Genomic DNA, 23,103 nt, shown 5'->3' with positions numbered 1-23,103 from the left:
CCGCCCCTACAAGGCATGCCAAGATCACGTCGATCTTGCACTTTGAGTTGCCTTTATGCGTCACATGCCCCTTATGTCGCCACCGGAAGTGCAAGATCGCGGGGCGGGTGCGGGGGCTTTTCAGGGCGGGCTGCGGTGGGTTCTGGTTCGTGGTGAAGGTTTTCACATGTCCTGTTTCGGGTCTGTCACGCGGGCGCATACTTGCGATCGACCGGTACCCCTTCTCGAGGACTGGATCGTCGTCATGAGCGCACCGTTGCGCCCGCGACCGGCCGCCCCACACGGGCCTGCCGGGTCGTGGGATCGCGCCGACACCGGCGCCCGCGCCACCTCCCGCCCACTCACCGTCGGTGTCGTCGGCGCGGGTCGGGTCGGGGCGGTGCTGGGCGCGGCCCTCGCCGCCGCCGGCCATCGGGTGATCGCCGTCGCCGGTGACTCCGGGGCCAGCCGCGCCCGACTCGCCCTGCTGCTGCCCGACGTGCCCCGCCGGTCGGCGCTCTCCGTCGCCCGCACCGCCGCCGACCTGCTGCTGATCGCGGTACCGGACGACGCCCTGGCCGGGGTGGTCACCGATCTCGCCCAGCGTGGCGCCCTGCGCCCGGGTCAGGTGGTCGCGCACACCTCCGGCGCGCACGGTCTGGCCGTGCTGGCGCCGGCCGCCGCGGTCGGGGCCCGTCCGCTGGCCCTGCACCCCGCCATGACCTTCACCGGTACGCCGGACGACCTGGCCCGCCTCGACGGCATCTCGTACGGGGTCACCGCCCCGGCTGACCTGCGCCCGTTGGCCGCCCGGCTCGTCACCGACCTCGGTGGCGTGCCCGAGTGGGTGGCGGAGGCGGACCGCCCGCTGTACCACGCCGCGCTCGCGCACGGCGCGAACCACCTGGTGACCCTGGTGAACGAGGCCACCGACCGGCTGCGTGACGCCGGGGTGGCCCGCCCGGAGAAGGTGCTCGCCCCGCTGCTGCGGGCCGCCCTGGAGAACGCGTTGCGCCTCGGCGACGACGCGCTGACCGGTCCGGTGTCCCGGGGCGACGCGGGCACGGTCGAGCGGCACCTGGCCCGGCTGGCCGCCACCGCGCCGGAGTCGGTCCCCGCCTACCTGGCGCTGGCCCGGCGTACGGCCGACCGGGCGATCGCCGCCGGCCGGCTCCGAGCGGTGGACGCGCAGTCGCTGCTCGGCGTGCTCGCCGGGACGGATCGGGAGGTGGCGGCATGACCCAGGTGGTGCACACCCGTGCCGAGCTGGACGAGGCCCGGGGCGCGCTGAAGGGCACCGTCGGCGTGGTGATGACCATGGGCGCGCTGCACGAGGGCCACGAGACCCTGCTGCGGGCGGCCCGGGAACAGGCCGACCACGTGCTGGTGACGATCTTCGTGAACCCGTTGCAGTTCGGGCCGAACGAGGACTTCGACCGCTATCCGCGCACCCTCGACGCCGACCTGGAGGTGTGCCGGCGGGCCGGTGCCGACCTCGTCTTCGCCCCCTCGGTGGCCGACATGTATCCGGACGGCCAGCCCCGGGTGCGCCTGGACCCGGGGCCGCTCGGCGCGGAGCTGGAGGGCGCGAGCCGTCCCGGCTTTTTCCACGGCGTCCTCACCGTGGTCCTGAAACTGCTCCAGCTCACCCGCCCCGACCTGGCGTTCTTCGGCGAGAAGGATTACCAGCAGCTCACCCTTGTCCGGCGGATGACCCGGGACCTGGACGTCCCGGTCGAGGTGGTCGGCGTACCGACGGTCCGGGAGCCGGACGGGCTGGCGCTGTCCAGCCGTAACCGTTATCTGAGCGAGCCCGAGCGTGCGGCGGCGCTCAGCCTCTCCGCCGCGCTGCGCGCGGGAGCCCGGGCCGCCGACGACGGCCTGGACGCGGGCGAGGTGCTGTCCGCCGCGCACTCGGCGTTCGGCGCCGGTACGCCCGGCGCCCAGCTCGACTACCTCGTGCTCACCGATCCCGAGCTGGAGCCGGGGCCGGTGTCCGGGCCGGCCCGCCTGGTGATCGCCGCCTGGGTGGGCACCACCCGGTTGATCGACAACGCGGCCGTCCACCTCGCCCCTCGTCCCTGACCTCGGCCGTACTCCACCACCACCGTTTTTCGAAAGGCCAGCCCGATGCTGCGGACCATGCTCAAATCGAAGATCCACCGCGCCACGGTGACCCAGGCCGACCTGCACTACGTCGGTTCGGTGACGGTCGACGAGGACCTGCTCGACGCCGCCGACCTGCTCCCCGGCGAGCAGGTCGCGATCGTGGACATCACGAACGGCGCACGACTGGAGACGTACGTGATTCCGGGTGCCCGGGGCAGTGGTGTGATCGGCATCAACGGCGCTGCCGCGCACCTCGTCCACCCCGGTGACCTGGTCATCCTGATCTCGTACGGGCAGATGGACGACGCCGAGGCCCGGTCGTACCGGCCGCGGGTGGTGCACGTGGACGCCGACAACCGGGTGGTCGAGCTGGGTGCCGACCCGGCCACGGCGGCGCCGGGCACGGCCGGTGACCCGGTGCCGAACCCGTTCGCCGTGTCCGGAGTCTGATCTCGCGCGAGGCGATTCCGGTCTGTCACCGGAAGGTCATTTCCGGTTACCCTGGGCACGCTGGCGGAAGCCGGTAGGTGGCTGGGGGAGGCCGCGATGCGCCGTGCGATGACGACCCTGCTCGCCACTGCCGTCACGGCAGTGTTGCTGGTGGGCTGTGCCACCTCCGGTGGCCTCGACGGTGACCTGACCGACGACTGGGCGGCGCTGCCGCCGGCCACGGCCTTCACGCCGGCCGTCGGGGTGTGCCAGGCCGCCGACTTCACCGAGGTGGTCACGCTGGCCGCCTACCAGCCGATCGACTGCGCCGGCCCGCACCGGGTGGAGACCGTCCACGTGGGGACGTTCCCCGCCGAACGGCCCGCCGTGCCGGCCACCGGCTCGGTGGAGCTGCGCGGCGCGTTCGCCGAATGCGACACCAGGGCCTCCGCGTACGTGGGTGACGACTGGCGGGCCGGGCGACTGCGGCTGTCGGTGGCGCTGCCCTCCGGGCCGGGTTGGACGGCCGGCGCCCGCTGGTACCGGTGCGACGTGACCGAACTGACCACGGTCGAGACGGCGGCCACGGTGGTGGTCCGCTCGGGCAGCCTGCGGAACGCGTTGAAGGGTGCCAGCAGGCTGCGGTTGGGTTGTCAGCAGAGCCGTGGTGGGGCGGGCCGGGACGTGCAGACGCTGGTCCCGGTGGAGTGCGCCGGCCGCCATGACGCCGAGTTCGTCGGGGTGTGGCGCGCGCCGGACAAGCCGTACCCGGCCAAGAATGCCGACTGGGCGCCCCTCTACGACGGCTGCCGCAGCCTCCTCGGCCGCTATGTGGGCGTGCCGGACGACTCCGACCTGCGGTTCCGCAGCGGCGTGGTGGTCCGCCCGCCCGGCGCGGGGCGCTGGCGGGTCGGCGACCGGGGGGTCCGCTGTTACCTGTGGTTGAGCGACCGTACGGTCACCGCGTCGTTGAAGGGCGCGGGCCCGGCCGGCCTGCCGGTGCGGACGAAGTGAGCGGCCGGACGGGGTAGCCCAAACCACTCGTTGAGCCCCCGCCGCCCCCGGCGAGGATCGTTCGGGTTGACTGGTGGGATGGACCTTCCGACCGTCGACCTGCCGGCCCTGCCCAGACTGCTGGCCGCGCCCGAGCCCGGCTGGGTGGAGACCACGGACGTGATCGTGGTGGGGTCCGGGGTGGCGGGGCTGACCGCCGCGCTGCACCTGCGTGAGGCGGGTCTGCACGTCACGGTCGTCACCAAGGTCAACATCGACGACGGCTCGACCCGGTGGGCGCAGGGCGGCATCGCGGCCGTGCTCGACCCTGCGGACACCCCGGCGGCGCACGCGCGGGACACCGAGATCGCCGGGGTGGGGCTCTGCGATCCGGCGGCGGTGCGGGTTCTCGTCGAGGAGGGGCCGACCCGGCTTCGGGAGCTGATGCGGATCGGCGCGGAGTTCGACCGCCATCCGGACGGCTCGCTGATGTTGACCCGCGAGGGTGGGCACCGGGCGGACCGGATCGTGCACGCGGGCGGCGACGCGACGGGCGCGGAGGTGCAGCGGGCCCTGCACGCCGCCGTGCAACGTGACCCGTGGATCCGGCTTGTCGAGCACGCCCTCGTGCTGGACCTGCTGCGCGCGCCGGGTGACGGTCCGGACGGCCTCGGCCCGGCCTGCGGGATCACCCTGCACGTGCTCGGTGAGGGCAGCGAGGACGGTGTGGGCGCGTTGCTCGCCCGGGCGGTGGTGCTGGCCACCGGCGGGATGGGGCAGGTCTTCGCGGCCACCACCAACCCGGCGGTCTCCACGGGCGACGGGGTGGCGCTGGCGCTGCGGGCGGGTGCGGCGGTGACCGACGTCGAGTTCGTCCAGTTCCATCCGACCGCGCTGATCACCCCCTCCGGCGTCGGGGTGCCCGGCGCGGGCCACGCGCAGCAGCCGCTGGTCAGCGAGGCGCTGCGCGGCGAGGGCGCGTACCTGGTGGACACCGACGGCAAGCGGTTCATGGTGGGTCAGCACGAGCTGGCCGAGCTGGCCCCCCGGGACGTGGTGGCCAAGGGCATCCACCGCGTGCTGCTGGCCAGCGGCGCGGACCACGTCTTCCTCGACGCCCGGCACCTGGGCGGCGACTTCCTGGCCGCGCGTTTCCCGACCATCGTGGCGTCCTGCCTGGCGATCGGCGTGGACCCGGCCATCGACCTCATCCCGGTCGCCCCGGCCGCCCACTACGCCTCCGGCGGCGTCCGCACCGACCTGCGCGGCCGTACGTCGATCCCCGGCCTGTACGCCTGCGGCGAGGTCGCCTGTACGGGCGTGCACGGCGCGAACCGGTTGGCCAGCAACTCGCTGCTGGAGGGGCTCGTGTTCTCCCGACGCATCGCCGACGACATCGCGGCCGGCCTGCCCGAGCAGGCGCAACCGGCGGACGTCGGCGCGTGGCGCGGCGGTGCGGGCTGGGTGGTGCCGGCCGAGGCGACGTCGGCCCTGCAGCGCGCGATGACCCGTGGCGCCGGGGTGCTGCGCTCGGCCGCGACGCTGGCCGGGACGGCGGCGACGCTGACGGAGCTGGGCGCGGCGCGGGGTCGACCCCGGACCGCCGACTGGGAGGCGACGAACCTGCTCACGGTGGCGTCGACGCTCGTCGGGGCGGCGTACGCGCGCGCCGAGACGCGGGGGTGCCACTGGCGGGAGGACTACCCGACGGCCGGCGAGCGGTGGCGGGGCCACCTCGTGGGGTCGGTCGGGGCGCAGGGCGCGGTGACGCAGCAGTGGGAGGCAAATTCATGATCGAGTCGACTCGGACGGCGCTGCGGGCGGCGGGACTGGACCCGGAGCAGGTACGACGGGTGGTCGAGACCGCGCTGGTCGAGGATCTGGGGCCGGATTTCCTGGACGTCACAAGCGTGGCGACCATCCCGGCCGAGCAGACCGACACCGCCGATCTGGTGGCCCGCGCGGATGGCGTGGTGGCCGGGCTGGCGGTGGCCGCCGCCGTGTTCGAGCTGGTGGGCGAGGTGACGGCTGCCGGTCGTACCGTCGAGGTGTCGGTGTCGGCCCGCGACGGGGAGCGGGTGGCCCGCGGCGACGTGCTGGCGACGGTGGCCGGCCCGACCCGGCTGCTGCTCACGGCCGAGCGGACGGCGTTGAACCTGCTCTGCCGGATGTCCGGGGTGGCCACCCACACCCGTGCCTGGGCGGACGCTCTGGCCGGTACGAAGGCCATGGTGCTGGACACCCGCAAGACGACGTCGGGCCTGCGGGCGCTGGAGAAGTACGCGGTGCGGGCCGGCGGCGGCACCAACAAGCGGATGGGCCTCTACGACGTGGCCATGATCAAAGACAACCACAAGCTGGCGGCCGGGGGCATCACGGCGGCGTACCGGCGGGTCCGGGAGTCGTTCCCGGAGGTGCCGGTGCAGGTCGAGGTGACCACCGTCGCCGAGGCCGTGGAGGCGGTGGAGGCCGGCGCGGACTTCCTGCTCTGCGACAACATGACGCCCGAGGTGCTGGCCGAGGCGGTGGCAGCGGTGGGTGATCGGGCGGAGCTGGAGGCGACCGGCGGGCTGACCCTGGAGGTGGCGGCCCGCTATGCGGCCACCGGCGTGGACTTCCTCTCGGTGGGCGCGTTGACCCACTCGTCGCCGATCCTGGACATCGCGCTGGACCTGCGCACGGAGTAGTTGTCTAGGCTTCGAGCGTGCTGCTCTGCATCGACATCGGAAACACCAACACCGTGCTGGCGACCTTCGACGGCGACAAGCTGGTGCACTCCTGGCGGATCAAGACCGATGCCCGCTCGACGGCGGACGAGCTGGGCCTGATGTTCCGGGGTCTGCTCGCCGGGGACAACGTCGAGATCACCGGTGTGGCCGCCTGCTCGACGGTGCCGGCCGCGCTGCGGTCGCTGCGCACCATGCTCAGCCGGTACTACGCCGACCTGCCGAGCGTCGTGGTCGAGCCGGGCGTGCGGACCGGGGTGCAGTTGGCGATCGACAACCCGAAGGAGGTGGGCGCCGACCGGGTGGTCAACACCCTCGCCGCGTACACCCTCTACGGCGGCCCGTCGATCGTCGTGGACTTCGGCACCACCACCAACTTCGACGTGATCAGCGAGCGCGGTGAGTTCCTCGGCGGTGCGTTCGCCCCGGGCATCGAGATCTCCTTCGACGCGCTGGCCGCCCGGGCTGCGCAGCTGCGCAAGGTCGAGGCCACCAAGCCCCGCTCGGTGATCGGCAAGAACACCGTGGAGTGCCTCCAGGCCGGCCTGTACTTCGGCTTCGCCGGGCAGGTGGACCGGATCGTCGAGCGGATGACCGAGGAGTTGGGCGAGGTGAAGGCGGTGATCGCCACCGGCGGCCTCGCCTCGCTGGTGCTCAACGAGTGCCGCAGCATCACCCACCACGAGCCGATGATCACGCTGATCGGCCTGCGGATGGTCTACGAACGCAACCTCTGACGGGTCAGCGGCGTCGGGCGCGCAGGACCAACGTCCGGTACGGCAGCTCGACGGTTTCCCGGCCGGCCAGGGCGGGGTGGGTGTCCAGCAGCTCGGCCAGCTCGCGCTCGACCCGCCGCTGATCGTCGGTCGAGGCGGTGAGCCAGTACGAACGGGTGCGGATCATGCCCAGCACCTCGTCCGGGGTGAGAACCGTGCGGTGCCCGAACTCGCGCGCCTCGACGGCCGTGAACCCGGGTCCGAAGTCGGTGTTGTTCTGGACCAGATCGGCCGACTTGTCATCGAGGTGGGCGATCCGACCCAGCTCTGCCACCCATTCGACGCTGTCGTCACGGATGTTCCAGATGGGAGCGAAGGTGCCGCCGGGGCGCAGTACCCGGGCGATCTCGGCGTGCGCGGGCTCCCGGTCGAACCAGTGGTAGGCCGTTCCGACCAGCACCGCGTCCGCCACGCCGTCGGACAGCGGCACGGCCTCCGCGCTGCCCGCCAGCGCCGTCGTCCCCGGCGTGGAGACCGCGAGTTGCGCCCGCATCCCCGCATCAGGCTCCACGGGTACGACGTGGAAACCCAGAGCCCGCACGGCGCGCGTCAGGATGCCGGTGCCGGCGCCCAGGTCGACGACCTCTCCGCCGTCGCCCAGGCCGTCGAGTGCCCACCGCAGCGCCGCGGCGGGATAGGTGGGTCGGAACCGGTCGTAATCGCTCGCCGCGGCACCGAAGGAGAGGGCGTGAGTGTGATCGACCATGTCGGGCAGGTTATCCCGTAACAGCCTCCGGAGCGCTTGAGTACGCTCAGGCCTGACCCCCTGTATCTCCCGTGACGAGGAAGCGTGCCGTGAGCGAGCAGAACGCCGTGCCAGTGGACCCCGCCGACGACCTTCCCGAGCAGATGAAGGTCCGCCGGGAGAAGCGGGACCGGATGCTCGCCGAGGGCGTCGAGCCCTACCCGCTCGGATTCCCGCGGACCACGACGTTGGCCGAGGTCCGGGAACGCTACGCCGACCTGGAGACCGACACCGCCACCGGCGACGAGGTCTCGGTCACCGGCCGGGTGATCTTCGTACGCAACACGGGAAAGCTCTGCTTCGCGACCCTGCGGGACGGCGACGGCACCGAGTTGCAGGCCATGCTCTCCCTCGACCGGGTCGGCGCGGAACGGCTGGAGGCCTGGAAGCGCCTGGTCGACCTGGGTGACCACGTCGGCGTGACCGGCGAAGTGATCACCAGCCGCCGGGGCGAGTTGTCGGTGCTGGCGCAGCGGTGGGAGATGACCGCCAAGGCGCTGCGGCCGTTGCCGGTGGCGCACAAGCCGCTCTCCGAGGAGGCGCGGGTCCGGCAGCGTTACGTGGACCTGATCGTCCGCCCGCAGGCCCGGCAGATGGTCCGGACCCGCGCGGCGGCGGTACGCAGCCTGCGCGATTCACTGCACGGTCAGGGTTTCATCGAGGTGGAAACTCCGATGCTGCAACTGTTGCACGGTGGCGCGACGGCCCGACCGTTCGTGACCCACAGCAATGCGTTGAGCACCGATCTGTATCTGCGAATCGCTCCGGAACTGTTTTTGAAGCGCGCCCTCGTCGGTGGCGTGGACCGCGTCTTCGAGATCAACCGCAACTTCCGTAATGAGGGTGTCGACTCTTCGCACTCGCCCGAGTTCGCGATGCTGGAGACGTACCAGGCGTACGGGGACTACGACACGATCGGCGAGTTGACCCGCAATCTGGTGCAACAGGCGGCCATCGCGGTGAGCGGCTCGACGGTGGTGACCCACGCCGACGGGCGGGAGTTCGACCTGGGCGGCGAGTGGCGATCGGTGTCCCTGTTCGGGGTCCTTTCCGAGGCGCTCGGCGAGGAGGTCACGGTCCGTACCGAACGCTCCCGGCTGGTCGAGTACGCGGACAAGGTGGGATTGGCCGTGGACCCGAAGTGGGGCCCGGGCAAGCTGGCCGAGGAGTTGTTCGAGGAACTGGTCGTCCCCGGCCTGCAGGCGCCCACCTTCGTGCGGGACTACCCGGAGGAGACCAGCCCGCTCGTCCGGGCGCACCGCAGCGAGCCGGGACTCACCGAGAAGTGGGACCTCTACATCCTCGGTTTCGAGCTGGGCACCGGGTACTCCGAGCTGATCGACCCCGTGGTGCAGCGGGAACGGCTGGTCGCCCAGGCGCAGCTCGCGGCCCGCGGCGACGACGAGGCGATGCGTCTCGACGAGGACTTTCTTCGGGCCATGGAGTACGGAATGCCTCCGGCCGGGGGTATGGGAATGGGAATCGACCGCCTCTTGATGGCCCTCACCGGCCTCGGAATTCGGGAAACGATCCTCTTCCCGTTGGTACGCCCGGAGTAGTCGACCGCCGACTCCCAGCGAGTCGTAACGGCATCCTATTGACGGGGTAAGCGGCACGCGGGTTATTGTGCTCTCGTTAGCAGGAGCGCCCTGCTCGAAAGGAATGTGGGACGTGGCCAAGCAGATCATTCACAAGCTGGTCGATGACCTGGACGGCGGGGACGCGGACGAGACCGTCAAGTTCGCGCTCGACGGCGTTCAGTACGAGATCGACCTGTCCGGCGCCAACGCCGCGAAATTGCGCGACGTATTCGCGCCGTACGTCGGTGCCGGCACCAAGGTGGGTCGCGGTGGCGTGGTGATCGGTGGGCGGGCCGCCCGCGGTCGCGGTGGCGCCACCGCCGACCGGGAGCAGAACAAGGCGATCCGGGAGTGGGCCAAGAAGGCCGGCAAGGACATCTCGGACCGCGGCCGTATTCCGCAGGAGATCGTCGACGAGTACCACGCCAAGCGCTGATTTCGTTCAGCTGAGCGGTGGCAGCGGCCACCGCGGGGCGACACCGACGCCGGACCGGAGCACCCTCCGGGCCGGCGTCGCCGTCTCTGCACCCCCGGGCGGGCGGTGTCCGGCGGCCGGGTCGGGCGGGAATGTCGTGCGGCCGGGTCGGGCGGGAATGTCGTGCGGCCCGGGCGACGTTGTCCACAGGCGGTGGAGAAGTTGTCCACAACCTGTGGATGACCGTCCGAGGCCCCCACGGGGCCTCTCCGGAGGCCGTGGAGGGCTTCCGCATGGTCGACCGGATTTCGCTCTACGCGTAGCGACAGGGGTACCGGAACACCTCCTGAGCGCGGACGGTTGTGCAAAACGACGTGGAACCGACCCGGACCGGAGAGACACGACCTCAGCTGAGTCGGTCAGCGACGATAGAGTAAGGAGGCACGGACGCCCGTCCCGGACGTTCGTGCACCGGCCCCGCCAAGATCTTGACCATCAAGGCGCACGGCACGTGAGGAGCACGAGGGCATGTTCGAGCGGTTCACCGACCGAGCGCGACGGGTTGTCGTCCTGGCCCAAGAAGAGGCCCGGATGCTCAACCACAACTACATCGGTACGGAGCACATCCTGCTGGGCCTCATCCACGAGGGTGAGGGCGTCGCCGCCAAGGCTCTGGAGAGCCTCGGCATCTCCCTGGAGGGCGTGCGCCAGCAGGTCGAGGAGATCATCGGCCAGGGCCAGCAGGCGCCGAGCGGGCACATCCCGTTCACGCCGCGGGCCAAGAAGGTGCTGGAGCTGTCGCTGCGCGAGGCGCTGCAGCTCGGCCACAACTACATCGGCACGGAGCACATCCTGCTCGGGCTGATCCGCGAGGGTGAGGGCGTCGCCGCCCAGGTGCTGGTCAAGCTCGGCGCCGACCTCAACCGGGTCCGCCAGCAGGTGATCCAGCTCCTCTCCGGCTACCAGGGCAAGGAGCCCGCCGCGGCGGGTGCCGCGCCGGGTGAGGCCGCGCCGTCGACCAGCCTCGTGCTGGACCAGTTCGGCCGCAACCTGACCCAGGCCGCCCGTGAGGGCAAGCTCGACCCGGTCATCGGGCGCGAGAAGGAAATCGAGCGGGTCATGCAGGTGCTCTCCCGCCGTACCAAGAACAACCCGGTCCTGATCGGTGAGCCCGGCGTCGGTAAGACGGCCGTGGTGGAGGGGCTGTCCCAGAAGATCATCAAGGGCGAGGTGCCCGAGACTCTGAAGGACAAGCAGCTCTACACGCTCGACCTCGGTGCGCTGGTCGCCGGTTCCCGCTACCGCGGTGACTTCGAGGAGCGCCTCAAGAAGGTGCTCAAGGAGATCCGCACCCGCGGCGACATCATCCTGTTCATCGACGAGATCCACACCCTGGTGGGTGCGGGTGCCGCCGAGGGCGCGATCGACGCCGCGAGCATCCTCAAGCCGATGCTGGCCCGTGGTGAGCTGCAGACCATCGGCGCCACCACGCTCGACGAGTACCGCAAGCACCTGGAGAAGGACGCCGCTCTCGAGCGCCGCTTCCAGCCGATCCAGGTGGGTGAGCCGTCGCTGGCGCACACCATCGAGATCCTCAAGGGCCTGCGGGACCGTTACGAGGCGCACCACCGCGTCTCGATCACGGACGCAGCCTTGGTGGCTGCCGCAACTCTGGCCGATAGATACATCTCCGACCGCTTCCTGCCGGACAAGGCGATCGACCTGATCGACGAGGCCGGAGCCCGCATGCGCATCCGCCGGATGACCGCGCCGCCAGACCTGCGTGACTTCGACGAGCGCATCGCCCAGGTGCGCCGCGACAAGGAGTCCGCGATCGACGCGCAGGACTTCGAGCGGGCCGCCCAGCTGCGCGACAAGGAGAAGCAGCTCCTCGGCCAGAAGGCGCAGCGGGAGAAGGAGTGGAAGGCCGGTGACCTGGACGTCGTCAGCGAGGTCGACGACGAGCAGATCGCCGAGGTGCTCGGCAACTGGACCGGTATCCCGGTCTACAAGCTGACCGAGGAGGAGACCTCGCGCCTGCTGCGCATGGAGGACGAGCTGCACAAGCGCGTCATCGGCCAGGAGGACGCGGTCAAGGCTGTCTCGAAGGCGATCCGGCGTACCCGGGCCGGCCTGAAGGACCCGAAGCGCCCGTCCGGCTCGTTCATCTTCGCCGGTCCGTCCGGTGTCGGTAAGACCGAGCTGTCCAAGGCGCTCGCCGAGTTCCTCTTCGGCAGCGAGGACGCCCTCATCCAGCTGGACATGTCCGAGTTCCACGACCGGTACACGGTGTCCCGCCTCGTGGGTGCCCCTCCCGGCTACGTCGGCTACGACGAGGGCGGGCAGCTCACCGAGAAGGTGCGTCGTCGTCCGTTCTCGGTGGTCCTGTTCGACGAGATCGAGAAGGCCCACCCGGACGTGTTCAACACGCTCCTCCAGATCCTGGAGGACGGGCGGCTCACCGACGGTCAGGGCCGGATCGTGGACTTCAAGAACACGGTCATCATCCTGACCACGAACCTCGGTACGCGGGACGTGGCCAAGGCGGTGTCGCTGGGCTTCCAGGCGTCGGAGGACTCCGAGTCCAACTACGACCGGATGAAGCAGAAGGTCAACGACGAGCTCAAGCAGCACTTCCGGCCTGAGTTCCTCAACCGGATCGACGACACCATCGTCTTCCACCAGCTGCGCCAGACCGAGATCCTCTCGATCGTGGACATCATGATCCAGCGGATCGAGACGCAGCTGCGCAACAAGGACATGGGTCTGGAGCTGACCGACAACGCCAAGAAGTACCTGGCGGCCAAGGGCTTCGACCCGGTGCTCGGTGCCCGTCCGCTTCGTCGCACGATCCAGCGCGACATCGAGGACAACCTCTCCGAGCGGATCCTGTTCAACGAGCTGACCCCCGGTCAGATCGTCGTGGTGGACTGCGAGGGCGACCCGAACGACATCGACAAGTCCAAGCTCGTCTTCCGGGGTGCGGAGAAGCCCGTCGAGGTTCCGGACGCCGTTCCGGCCGACCTCGGGGGCACCGCCGCCGGCACCGCGGCAGCGGCGACGGACGAGGTGGCATAACCAGCAGCAGACAAGAGGCGGGGCTCCGGCGGCACAAGCCACCGGGGCCCCGCCCCTTTCTGCGCACCGCCCTCAAGCGGCCGCGTCCGTCGGTCGGGCGCTGTCTGCTCTGCGGTTGCGTTCGTCGGTCGGGCGCTGCCTGCTCTGCGGTCGTGCTCATCGATTGGGCGCTGCCTGCTGTGCGGTCGCGTCCGCCGATTGGGCGCTGCCTGCTGTGCGGTCGCGCTCGTCGATTGGGCGCTGCCTGCTCTTCGGTCGCGCTCGCCGATCGGGCGCTGCCTGCTCTTCGGCCGCGTCCGTCGATCGGGCGCTGCCTGCTCTTCGATCGCGTCCGCCGGCCCGGCGCTGCCCCGCGCAGTCGTGCGCCAAACGGCACGCCTGCGCTGCCGCACCGTCGTATCCGCCGATCCCTCACGCAACATCAGGGAAACTGCTGCCTCCCGGCGGTCGGAGGCAGCAGTTTCCCTGATGTTGTGCGGCGATCCGGCTGCGGGCGCTGGCAAGATCGCGCAGCTTCCTGGATGTAGTGGCATCCGGCGCGGCCGACACCACTACATCCAGGATCGAGCGTGATCTAGCGTCGGCGCGGGGCGCGGGGCGCGGGGCGCGGGTCAAGCGGCGGGTCAGGTGGTCAGGTTGGCGGTGGGGGTCGACGGGCCGTCGCCGGCCAGCCGGAAGGAGTCGTCGTCGACCGGTTCCACCAGCCCGTCCTGCACCAGGCCGGCCAGCGCGCGGGCGCGCTGCACGTCGTCGGTCCACACCTGGTCGAGGCGCTGGTGCGGGACCGGCCCGGTGGTCTCCCGGAGCACCCCGAGCAGCAGGCCGCGTACCTGTCGGTCGGTGCCCGCGTACCGCTGGGGGCGGCGGGTCGGGCCGGTCGGCGGCTCCTGCCCGGAGGCTCGCCAGGCGCAGACCGACTCGACCGGGCAGGCCGTGCAACGCGGTGCGCGGGCCGTGCAGAGCACCGCACCCAGCTCCATGAACGCGGCGCTGGCCAGCGCGGCGGCGACCGGCTCCGGGGGCAGCAGTTCCTCGGTGGCGACCAGGTCGGCGGGGCGGGTGACCGGGCCGGCGTCCGGCTCGCCGGCCACTGCTCGACAGACCACTCGTCGTACGTTGGTGTCGACCACCGGGTGCCGCTGGCCGAACGCGAACGCCGCCACCGCACGTGCCGTGTACGTGCCCACGCCGGGCAGCGCCAGCAGCTGTTCCAGCCGGTCGGGCACCTGTCCGCCGTGCCGGTCCACGATGGCCACCGCGCACTCGCGCAGCCGGACCGCGCGGCGGGGATAGCCGAGGCGTCCCCACATGCGGATCGCCTCGGCCGGGGTGTCCGCCGCCAGGGCCGCCGGGTCGGGCCAGCGGGCCAGCCAGGCGTGCCAGGCCGGTACCACCCGTACCACCGGCGTCTGCTGGAGCATGACCTCGCTGACGAGGATGGCCCACGGGGTCACGTCGGGTCCCCGCCACGGCAGGTCACGGGCGTGCTGCTGGAACCATCGGCTGACCAGGGTGGCGAAATCGGGTTGAGTCATGGCGTCGTCGATGATGTCACGCGCTCCGGTCCCGCTGGTTGGGCGGCTCGGGCGGGGTGTCGAGGCGGCGGTGGGCGGATCGGGCAGAATGCGCGGATGAACGAGCTCGCGATCACCGTCATCGGCCGGGACCGGCCGGGCATCGTGGCCGACGTCGCCGAGGTGCTGGCGCGGCTGGGCGCGAACCTGACCGACAGTACGATGACCCGTCTGCGGGGGCATTTCGCGATGACCCTCATCTGCACCGGCCCGGCCGCCGCCGAGGTGGAGGCGGCGTTGGCGCCGCTGGCGGCCGAGGGGCAGCTTCTGGCGACCGTACGTGCGGTGACTCCGGACGGAGAGGTGGCGCCGGCCGGCGAGCCGTACGTGCTGGCGGTGCACGGGTCGGACCGGATGGGCATCGTGGCGGCGATGACCCGGGTGCTGGTGGACGCCGGTGGGAACGTCACCGACCTGAGCACCCGGCTGGCCGGTTCGCTGTACGTGGTGTTGGCCGAGGTCGAGTTGCCGGCGGGGGTCGTCGAGGCGTTGACCGAACGGCTGCACCGGACGGCCGCCGAGGTGGGGGTCGAGGTCACCCTCCGGCCGGCAGACCCGGATCTGCTGTGAGCGAGAGACAGGACGAGGCGTACGTCGGTCTGGGGGACTGGACGCCGGATTCGCTGGCCATGACGGGTGCGGTGCGAGCCGTCGTGTCGGCCCCGGACCCGGTGTTGAGCCGGGCCGGAGGCGACGTCGATCCCACCGCCGAGGAGACCATTCGGTTGGCCGCCGACCTGGTCGCCACCATGCGGGTCTCGCCGGGGTGCGTGGGTCTGGCGGCGCCGCAGGTCGGCGTGGGCGCCCGGGTCTTCGCCGTCGACGTGACCGGCCATCCGAAGGCGGTCACCGTGCACGGCACCTTCGTGCTCTGCAACGCCCGGGTGGTGGAGGCGACCCGATGGAAGCCGGGCCGCGAGGGGTGCATGTCCGTGCCGGACCTGACGGGGGACGTGAAGCGGGCCAGTCGGCTCGTGGTGGAGGGCGACCTCCCGGGTACGGGAGCGGCGGTCCGGTTGGTGACGGACGGCTTCGAGGCGCGGGCGTTGCAGCACGAGATCGACCACTGCGAGGGGCTGCTCTTCCTGGACCGGGTGGCCGGCGCGCACGCGGTCTACCAGCGCAAGGTCTACCTCTGAGCGGGTGGCCGGACGCCGACTCGTCCGTCCTCAGTGGAGGTTCGTCGCGTTGCCCCGCTGACGCTCCGGCGCGTCGTGGCCCGCCGGTGGGTGCGGCGCGACTACGGTGGGGGGCATCATGCGTCTGACGGTCGGCCCCCTGCCACCCGCCGTGTACTGGCGGCGTCGCGCCGTCGTACTCGGAGCGGGGCTTCTCTTCCTGATTGTCCTGCTCTACTCCTGCACCGGTTCGGGTGGCTCCGGCCGGCGGACGGGGGCGGGGACGACGTCGAGCCCGGGGCCCAGTGGTTCGGTGCTGACGCCGCAGACCGGCGCGCCGTCGGCGTCCGGCACCCCGGAGGCGAATGCCTCGGGCCGGTCCGCCGATCCGAACGCCTCGAACGCGAACGCCACGGATCCGAGCCCCGAGGTCACCAGCAACGACCCGCCGCCGGGCGCGGCCGCCGGTTCGGGCGATGACGGCACCTGCACCGACGCGGAGATCAGCGTGACATCGGTGGCGCGGCCCACTTCGGTCCAGAGCGGCGCGGTGGTCGATCTGCAACTGAAGATCAAGAACACGTCGGACCGTACGTGCAGTCGTAACGTCGGCGCCGACCTTCAGGAGATCTTCGTCAAGGCCGGCGCCGAGAAGGTGTGGTCGTCCGACACCTGCGGCAAGGTCCAGGGCTCGGACGTGCAGTCGTTCACACCCGGGTTCGAGCGCTCCTACCAGGTGGGCTGGAACGGGCGGGACACCAGCCGGTGCGACGGCGCCGGGCTGGCTGCCGGGCCGTTCGCGCCGGCGGGGACGTACCAGGTGTTCGCCCGAGTCGGCACCAAGTACAGCGCGCCCGCGAAGATCACGATCACCGGCTGAGTCGACACCCCGACCAGCCGGATCGGCGGCGGATCAGACGTACCGCTCGAGGATGGACGCCTCGGCGAGCCGGGACAGGCCCTCGCGGACGCCCCGGGCGCGGGCGTCGCCCACGCCCTCGACGGCCTGCAGGTCCTCGACGGTCGCGCCCAGCAGCCGCTGGAGGCTGCCGAAGTGCAGCACCAGGCGGTCGACCACGGCCACCGGCAGGCGCGGAACCTTGGCCAGCAGCCGGAAGCCACGCGGGCTGACGGCGGCGTCCAACGCGTCCGATGCCGACGGGTAGCCGATCGCCTTGGCGACCGACACCAGGTCGATCAGCTCGGTGGCACCCAGCAGATCAAGCTCCACCAGCGCCTCGTCGAGGGTGCGGGACTTACGACCGACGGGCAGGTAGTCCCGGATGACGAGCGTGCGGTCGGCGTCGACGCCGGCCATCAGCTCGTCGAGCTGGAGGGCGAGCAGTCGACCGTCGGTGCCCAGCTCGACGACGTAACCGGCGATCTCGTCGGCGATCCGGCGGACCATCTCCAGCCGCTGCACCACCGCCACCGCGTCCCGTACGGTGACCAGGTCTTCGATCTCGAGCGCGGAGAGCGTGCCGGAGACCTCGTCCAACCGGAGCTTGTAGCGCTCGAGGGTGGCCAGCGCCTGGTTGGCCCGGGAGAGGATCGCCGCCGAGTCGTCCAGGACGTGTCGCTGACCGTTGACGTAGAGGCTGATGATCCGCATCGACTGGCTGACCGAGATCACCGGGTAGCCGGTCTGCCGGGCGACCCGCTCGGCGGTGCGGTGCCGGGTGCCCGACTCCTCCGTCGGGATGGACGGATCGGGCATCAGGTGCACGGCCGCCCGGACGATGCGGGTGCCGTCACTCGACAGCACCACGGCGCCGTCCATCTTGCACAGCTCCCGGACCCGGGTCGCGGAGAACTCGACGTCCAGCGGGAAGCCGCCGGTGCAGAGACCCTCGACGACCTTGTCGTAACCGAGCACGATGAGCGCTCCGGTGCGACCCCGCAGGATGCGCTCCAACCCGTCGCGCAGCGCGGTGCCGGGCGCCATCAGGGCGAGATTCGCCCGTAGCGGGTCGCCGGCGCCCCCGGCAGCGGCGGTCACGCTCACGCTGATCGGGCGGGCCGGCGCGCCCACGGTGCCGGTGCGGGCCTGGGGCGGCGCTCCGGCAGGCTTGGTGGTATCGCGGTCGATCGGCACGGGCACAGTCTACGGACTGCCGTGCGGTGGGTGCTGTCGTGGTTACTGTGATGTGTCACGATGCCGCCCTTCGAACCGTTTTCACTTGCGGCGATGCTGTCCGTTATCGCCGTTGCCGTCGGCACGCTGAGTCACTCGGCGGACGCACGGGCCGCATGGTGCAGGGCCGAGCGCACGTCAGTGACCTCGGTCACCCGCATCTGATCGGGCCCCGCACCGGTGCTGGCCGGGCCACAACCCGGCGGAACCAGCGCCACCTTGAACCCCAGGCGGGCGGCCTCGGCCAGCCGGCGCGGCACCGCCCCCACCCGGCGCACCTCGCCGGTCAGCCCCACCTCGCCGATCGCCACGAGATGCGGCGCGATCGCCAGGTTGAGCCCACCGGAGGCGACCGCCAGCGCGACGGCCAGGTCGGCCGCCGGCTCCACCACCCGGATGCCGCCCACGGTGGCGGCGAACACCTCGCGGTCGTGCAGGGTCAACCGTTCGGTACGCCGTTGCAGGACCGCGAGCACCATGGCCAGGCGCGCCGAGTCGAGGCCCGACACCGTACGGCGGGGAGAACCGGCCACCGTCGCGCCGATCAGGGCCTGTACCTCCGTGACCAGAGCCCGCCGCCCCTCCATCGCCACCGTCACGCAGGTGCCGGGCACCGGTTCCGAGTAGCGGGTGAGGAAGAGCCCGGACGGATCGGCCAGGCTGCTGATGCCGCCCTCGTGCATCTCGAAGCAGCCCACCTCGTCGGCGGCGCCGAACCGGTTCTTGACGCCGCGCACCAGCCGCAGCGAGGAGTGCTTGTCGCCCTCGAAGTGCAGCACCACGTCGACCAGGTGCTCCAGCACGCGCGGGCCGGCCACCTGGCCGTCCTTGGTGACGTGCCCGACCAGCACGGTGGCGATGCCGCGTTCCTTGGCGACCGACACCAGCGCGGCGGTGACCGCACGGACCTGTGTGACGCCGCCCGGTACGCCCTCGGTGCCGGTGGTCGAGATGGTCTGCACCGAGTCGAGGACCAGCAGGCCCGGCTTGACCGCGTCGAGGTGCCCGAGCACCGCGCCCAGGTCGCTCTCGGCCGCCAGGTAGAGCTGGTCGTGCAGGGTGCCCATCCGCTCGGCGCGCAGCCGGACCTGACTGACCGACTCTTCTCCGCTGACCACCAGCGACGGGCTGCCGGCGCCCACCGCCCACTGCTGCGCCACGTCGAGCAGGAGGGTCGACTTGCCCACGCCGGGCTCGCCGGCGAGCAGCACGACCGCCCCGGGCACCAGGCCGCCACCGAGCACCCGATCCAGCTCGCTCACACCGGTCGGCCGAGCGCGGGCCGGAGCGGCGCTGATGGTGGCGATCGGTCGGGCCGGCTCGGCCGGCAGTCGGGAGCTGACCACCCGGCCTGCGACGGTCGGCCCGGTCAGCGTCGACTCGACCACCGAGCCCCACTCGCCACACTCCGGGCAGCGGCCCACCCACTTGGGCGGCTGGTGCCCGCAGGCGTCGCACTCGTACGCCGGGCGCGGCTCGCGGGTGGCCGACCGGGCGCGGGGCGCACCGGCCGCGCCGCCACGGCCAGAGGTCGATCGGGAGGTGGTCACATCAGGACGCTAGCCCTCTCGTACGACGAAAACACCCCGGCGTGGTGGTTCCCACGCCGGGGTGTCTCGGTGCTCGATGACCGCTGTCACTCGTGGGTCGTGCCGCCCTCGTTGCCCTCGTAGCCGCCCTCGCGCTCGATGATCGGCGAGGCGGGGGCCGCCGGGGTGAGTGGCACCGCGATCGGCGCGGGGCCGGTGACCGTGTTGCCGTTGCCGAAGTCGAAGGTCACGACGACGTTCTGGCCGGAACGCAGCGCCTCGGTCAGGCCGACGAGCCGCAGCTGCGAGGTGGCCTCCGAGTTGAGCTGGAGGTAGCTCAGCGGGGCCAGCTCGATACGGGCGGGCTGACCCGGCGCGGCCGCGCTGGCCGAACCCGAGGCCCGCGCCGACTCCGGGGCGGACGGGGTCGCCGACGACGAGCCGGTCTCGGACGGCGTCGCGGACGGGCTGGCCGAGCCGGATTCGCGGGTCGACGGGCTGGCCGACCCGGACGGGCTGGCCGAACCCGACGGGGTGGCGGAAGCCGACTCCGCGGCGGACGGCGTCGGGCTGGCCGAGCCACCCGAGATCAGCACCTCGCGGGCGCTCTGCGTGGTGATGGTGACCGTTACGGTGCTCTTCGAGTCGTTGTAGATCACCGCGTTGAGCGGGGCGTCCTGCCCGGCCCGGTAACCCTCGGTGCCGGGGTAGGTCACCAGCAGGCCGCGCACCGAGTAGGCGCCGTTGGGGGTCGTGAGGTTGACGCCCTGGACCGACGGCTCCTTCAAAGCCGTCTCGGCGATCTGGCCGGCGCCGCATCCGGACGCGAGCAGGCTGGTAGCCGCCGCGATCCCGGACAGCACCAGGGCCGCCCGCCGAGATCGGTTGATCGAGCGCGTCACGTCGGTCCTCCTCGTTACGATCCCCACCCGGGCGCACGCCGGGGGAGGTGGCCATACCCGCGCAGACCGCGCTCCAGGGTAGTTGGAGCTGATCGAGGCCCGCACGGGGACCCGGCAATGCCACCCGGCGGGGTGCCCTCACACCACCCGACCACTCGCCACCAGCAGCGCGACGTCGATGAGCGCCACCAGCATCACCGCCCGGAAGGCAGCCACCGGCCGCCGGCCCGCCCGGGTCGCCGAGCGTCCGGCGTACCAACTCAGTGGCGGCACGACCGCGGCCGTGCCGACCGCCGCGAGCCCGAGGATCGACGGCGGCCCGGGCGGACCCAGAACCAGGACGGCGGTCGCGGCGAGGAGCAGCCCGGCGGCGGCGGCCCGGCTGCCCGCCGCGCCGAGGCGGTGCGGCAGCCCGCGGACGCCCGTGCGGGCGTCGTCGGCGAGGTCGGGCAGCACGTTGGCGAAGTGCGCGCCGGCCCCGAGGCAGGCCGCCGCCGTCAGGAGCCAGAGCGGTGGGGTCGGCTCGCCCGGCAGCGCCAGCACCACGAAGCCGGGCAGCGCGCCGAAGGAGACGGCGTACGGCACGACCGAGAAGGCGGTGGCCTTGAGCGGCCAGTCGTAGAGCAGTGCGGAGACCAGGGCGACCGTGAGCCAGAGGGCCGCCCGGGGGTTCGTGGTCAGCGCCAGCAGCGGACAGGCCAGCGCGGCCACCGCCGCGGCCCAGGCCGTGACGCGCCGGCCCACCGCGCCGGCGGCGACCGGCTTGTCGGTACGCCCCACCGTGGCGTCCCGCTCGGCGTCCAGCGCGTCGTTGGTCCAGCCGACCGCGAGCTGGCTGGCGAGGACCGCGAGCACCACGGAGACGATTCCCGAGGGCCGGTGCCCCACTCCCCAGGCCAGCAGACCGGACACTGTGGTCACTGCGGCGGCCGGTTCCGGATGGCTCGCCCTGACCAGCCCTAACACCCTCGACGACATAAGGGAAGTCTGGTCGTTACCGAGCAGTCGTGCCACGCTCGGAGCCATGCGAGACGTGGCGTCGACCGCTCAGCGGGTGCTGCCGCGCAATGACCCGCGCCAGTACGACGACCTGGCCGGCGAGTGGTGGCGGCCGGACGGCGCGTTCGCGATGCTGCACTGGCTGGCCGAGGCCCGCGCGGCGCTCGTACCGCCGGCGAGGAGTCCGGACGCGGTCCTGGTCGATCTGGGCTGCGGCGCCGGGCTGCTCGCACCGCACCTGGCCGGCAAGGGTTACCGGCACGTCGGGGTGGACCTGACCCGTTCGGCGCTGGTCCAGGCCGCCGGGCACGGCGTACGCGTGGTGCAGGGTGACGCGACGGCGGTGCCGCTGCCCGACGGGTGCGCCGACGTGGTCTCCGCCGGTGAGCTGCTGGAACACGTTCCGGACTGGCCGCGTGCCGTGGCCGAGGCGTGCCGCCTGCTGCGCCCCGGCGGGCTGCTCGTGCTGGACACGCTCAACGACACGGCGCTGGCCCGGCTGGTCGCGGTGCGGATCGCCGAGCGGCTGCCGACCGTGCCGCGTGGGATCCACAATCCACGGTTGTTCGTGGACGCCCGGGCGCTGGTCGCCGAGTGCGCCCGACACGGCGTCGAGCTGCGTCTGCGCGGGCTACGACCGCAGGTCGGAGGACTGCTCGCCTGGCTGGTGCGGCGGGCCCGCACGGCGCGGACGCCCGGTGCGCCGTCGACCGGCCGTGCGCCGCGCATCGTGCCGACCCGGTCCACCGCCGTGCTCTACCAGGGCCAGGGGGTCCGCAGAGGATAGTCGGCTCGTGGCGGGGTATGGGACGCCGAGGAGGGAGCGATATGACGGTGCACGCGCTTGAGGCGGCCCGCCGATTGACGCCGCGGTTCGCCGCGCGGGCGGCGGAGCACGACCGGGACGGCTCCTTCCCGGCCGAGGACTTCCGTGACCTGCGGGAGGCCGGCCTCTTCGGGTTGATGGTCCCGCGCGCGCTCGGTGGCCTGGGCGCGAGCTTCGCGGAGTACACCGCGGTCGCCACCGAGCTGGCCCGGGGCAACGGCGCGACGGCGCTGGTGTTCAACATGCACGCCTCGGTGACCGGCGCGCTGGGCGCGGTCACCGAGGAGCTGGCCGAGGCTCTGGGTGTGTCGGACGAGGCGCTGGCCGCCCGGGACCGGCTGCTCACCGCCGCAGCCCAGGGGGCCTGGTACGGCGTCGCGATGAGCGAGCGGGGCACCGGCGCCCGCCTCTCGCAGTTGAGCACGGTCTACGAGCCGACCGACGGTGGTTGGCACCTCAAGGGGAGCAAGACCTTCTGTTCCGGGGCCGGGCACGCCGACGGCTACCTGGTGGCCGCGCGCAGCTCCACCGACCAGTCGGTGGTGTCGCAGTTCCTGGTGCCGGCCGGTGCGGGCCTGACCGTCGAGCCGACCTGGGACGCCCTCGGCATGCGGGCCACCTCGTCGCACGACCTGCACCTCGACCTCACCGTGCCACGTGACCGGCTGCTCGGCGGGGTGGAGGGGCTGGCGCTCGTGATCGCCCAGCTCATGCCCCACTGGTTGGTGGCCAGCTACGCGGCCGTCTACGTGGGAGTGGCGCGGGCGGCCATCGACGCGGCGGCCGAACACCTCAACACCCGCAACCTGGCCGGCCTCCCGGCGGTGCGCTCACGGCTGGGCCGGGCGGACGCGGCGACGGCGGCGGCCGAGCTGGCGGTGGCGGAGGCGGCCCGCCGGGTGGACGACGAGCCGGGTGACGCGGAGACGAACCGCTGGGTGTGGCGGGCGAAGCTGCTGGCCGGGACCACGGCCGCCGAGGTGGCGGCCTCGATGCTGGAGGCGGCGGGCACGTCGGCGACCCGGCGTGGCCACCCGTTGGAACGGCTCTACCGGGATGCCCGCTGTGGCTCTCTGCACCCGGCCACCTCGGACGTCTGCGCCGACTGGCTGGGCATCGCGGCGTTGGGCGGGGACCCGGATCGCGACGGATCGGCACCGCGTTGGTGAGCGGGTGTCGCGGAGGACGTTC

General features: G+C 72.2%; 21 protein-coding genes. 15 read left to right on the top strand and 6 right to left on the bottom strand.

The features are described from left to right. Positions 1-244 precede the first annotated feature (244 nt). From ACQPZK_RS29720 to ACQPZK_RS29690, 7 genes are all read left to right on the top strand, one after another. Positions 245-1,219 (top strand): Rossmann-like and DUF2520 domain-containing protein, encoded by a 975-nt coding sequence (locus ACQPZK_RS29720; protein WP_433536046.1) that lies wholly within the window; start codon positions 245-247, stop codon positions 1,217-1,219. Then, a complete protein-coding gene (panC, locus tag ACQPZK_RS29715; RefSeq protein ID WP_433536045.1) occupies positions 1,216-2,064 on the top strand; it encodes a pantoate--beta-alanine ligase in 849 nt (282 codons plus the stop codon). Before ACQPZK_RS29720 ends, panC begins: the two co-directional genes overlap by 4 nt. A 45-nt stretch (positions 2,065-2,109) precedes the next feature. Next, positions 2,110-2,538 (top strand): aspartate 1-decarboxylase, encoded by a 429-nt coding sequence (gene panD / locus ACQPZK_RS29710; RefSeq protein WP_433536044.1) that lies wholly within the window; start codon positions 2,110-2,112, stop codon positions 2,536-2,538. 96 nt (positions 2,539-2,634) lie between these two features. Then, positions 2,635-3,531 carry a septum formation family protein gene (locus ACQPZK_RS29705; protein ID WP_433536043.1) on the top strand — a complete coding sequence of 299 codons (897 nt, stop codon included), beginning with the start codon at positions 2,635-2,637 and terminating at the stop codon, positions 3,529-3,531. Positions 3,532-3,609: 78 nt separating this feature from the next. After that, entirely contained in the window at positions 3,610-5,304 is a 1,695-nt protein-coding gene (locus ACQPZK_RS29700) for an L-aspartate oxidase (protein ID WP_433536042.1), read from the top strand. Beyond that, positions 5,301-6,197 carry a carboxylating nicotinate-nucleotide diphosphorylase gene (gene nadC, locus ACQPZK_RS29695; RefSeq protein WP_433536041.1) on the top strand — a complete coding sequence of 299 codons (897 nt, stop codon included), beginning with the start codon at positions 5,301-5,303 and terminating at the stop codon, positions 6,195-6,197. Before ACQPZK_RS29700 ends, nadC begins: the two co-directional genes overlap by 4 nt. Positions 6,198-6,214: 17 nt before the next feature. Further along, a complete protein-coding gene (locus ACQPZK_RS29690) occupies positions 6,215-6,973 on the top strand; it encodes a type III pantothenate kinase (RefSeq protein WP_433536040.1) in 759 nt (252 codons plus the stop codon). A 4-nt stretch (positions 6,974-6,977) separates the two neighbouring features. Here the strand turns inward: ACQPZK_RS29690 and ACQPZK_RS29685 are convergent, their stop codons facing one another. After that, positions 6,978-7,718, bottom strand: coding sequence for a class I SAM-dependent methyltransferase (locus ACQPZK_RS29685; protein WP_433536039.1), 741 nt, complete (start codon positions 7,716-7,718; stop codon positions 6,978-6,980). A gap of 89 nt (positions 7,719-7,807) precedes the next feature. Here ACQPZK_RS29685 and lysS point away from each other — a divergent pair, with 89 nt between their 5' ends. From lysS to ACQPZK_RS29670, 3 genes are all read left to right on the top strand, one after another. After that, positions 7,808-9,316 (top strand): lysine--tRNA ligase, encoded by a 1,509-nt coding sequence (lysS, locus tag ACQPZK_RS29680; protein WP_433536038.1) that lies wholly within the window; start codon positions 7,808-7,810, stop codon positions 9,314-9,316. A gap of 112 nt (positions 9,317-9,428) precedes the next feature. Beyond that, positions 9,429-9,773, top strand: a complete 345-nt coding sequence (locus ACQPZK_RS29675; protein ID WP_007466057.1) for a histone-like nucleoid-structuring protein Lsr2 — start codon at positions 9,429-9,431, stop codon at positions 9,771-9,773. A gap of 507 nt (positions 9,774-10,280) precedes the next feature. Then, on the top strand, positions 10,281-12,830 hold the full coding sequence (locus ACQPZK_RS29670) for an ATP-dependent Clp protease ATP-binding subunit (RefSeq protein ID WP_422737260.1): 2,550 nt from the start codon (positions 10,281-10,283) through the stop codon (positions 12,828-12,830). A gap of 623 nt (positions 12,831-13,453) precedes the next feature. Here ACQPZK_RS29670 and ACQPZK_RS29665 read toward each other — a convergent pair. Next, positions 13,454-14,365, bottom strand: coding sequence for an A/G-specific adenine glycosylase (locus tag ACQPZK_RS29665; protein WP_433536037.1), 912 nt, complete (start codon positions 14,363-14,365; stop codon positions 13,454-13,456). A gap of 96 nt (positions 14,366-14,461) precedes the next feature. Here ACQPZK_RS29665 and ACQPZK_RS29660 point away from each other — a divergent pair, with 96 nt between their 5' ends. The 3 genes from ACQPZK_RS29660 to ACQPZK_RS29650 all read left to right on the top strand — a co-directional run bounded on the left by ACQPZK_RS29660 (position 14,462) and on the right by ACQPZK_RS29650 (position 16,402). Next, the gene (locus ACQPZK_RS29660; RefSeq protein WP_433116075.1) at positions 14,462-14,974 is read left to right on the top strand and encodes a glycine cleavage system protein R; all 513 of its coding nucleotides are present in this window, start codon (positions 14,462-14,464) and stop codon (positions 14,972-14,974) included. A 59-nt stretch (positions 14,975-15,033) separates the two neighbouring features. Beyond that, positions 15,034-15,543 (top strand): peptide deformylase, encoded by a 510-nt coding sequence (locus ACQPZK_RS29655; RefSeq protein ID WP_433539357.1) that lies wholly within the window; start codon positions 15,034-15,036, stop codon positions 15,541-15,543. Between the two features lie 118 nt (positions 15,544-15,661). After that, positions 15,662-16,402, top strand: a complete 741-nt coding sequence (locus ACQPZK_RS29650; RefSeq protein WP_433536036.1) for a hypothetical protein — start codon at positions 15,662-15,664, stop codon at positions 16,400-16,402. Between the two features lie 33 nt (positions 16,403-16,435). Here ACQPZK_RS29650 and disA read toward each other — a convergent pair whose 3' ends face one another. The 4 genes from disA to ACQPZK_RS29630 all read right to left on the bottom strand — a co-directional run bounded on the left by disA (position 16,436) and on the right by ACQPZK_RS29630 (position 21,065). Beyond that, the gene (gene disA / locus ACQPZK_RS29645) at positions 16,436-17,617 is read right to left on the bottom strand and encodes a DNA integrity scanning diadenylate cyclase DisA (protein ID WP_433536035.1); all 1,182 of its coding nucleotides are present in this window, start codon (positions 17,615-17,617) and stop codon (positions 16,436-16,438) included. 131 nt (positions 17,618-17,748) lie between these two features. After that, positions 17,749-19,206, bottom strand: a complete 1,458-nt coding sequence (gene radA, locus ACQPZK_RS29640; protein ID WP_433536034.1) for a DNA repair protein RadA — start codon at positions 19,204-19,206, stop codon at positions 17,749-17,751. Positions 19,207-19,292: 86 nt separating this feature from the next. Further along, positions 19,293-20,087, bottom strand: coding sequence for a hypothetical protein (locus ACQPZK_RS29635; protein ID WP_433536033.1), 795 nt, complete (start codon positions 20,085-20,087; stop codon positions 19,293-19,295). A 138-nt stretch (positions 20,088-20,225) separates the two neighbouring features. Further along, a complete protein-coding gene (locus tag ACQPZK_RS29630) occupies positions 20,226-21,065 on the bottom strand; it encodes a UbiA family prenyltransferase (protein WP_433536032.1) in 840 nt (279 codons plus the stop codon). 46 nt (positions 21,066-21,111) lie between these two features. Between ACQPZK_RS29630 and ACQPZK_RS29625 the strand changes: the two genes are divergently transcribed. Continuing rightward, entirely contained in the window at positions 21,112-21,873 is a 762-nt protein-coding gene (locus ACQPZK_RS29625) for a class I SAM-dependent methyltransferase (RefSeq protein WP_433536031.1), read from the top strand. 41 nt (positions 21,874-21,914) lie between these two features. Continuing rightward, the gene (locus ACQPZK_RS29620) at positions 21,915-23,081 is read left to right on the top strand and encodes an acyl-CoA dehydrogenase family protein (RefSeq protein WP_433536030.1); all 1,167 of its coding nucleotides are present in this window, start codon (positions 21,915-21,917) and stop codon (positions 23,079-23,081) included. Positions 23,082-23,103: the final 22 nt, after the last annotated feature.

The organism is Micromonospora sp. CA-249363 (assembly GCF_050950185.1).
Taxonomy (GTDB): domain Bacteria; phylum Actinomycetota; class Actinomycetes; order Mycobacteriales; family Micromonosporaceae; genus Micromonospora.
Note: the sequence above shows the minus strand (reverse complement) of the source record. Positions and strands in the feature narration are given on the sequence as shown.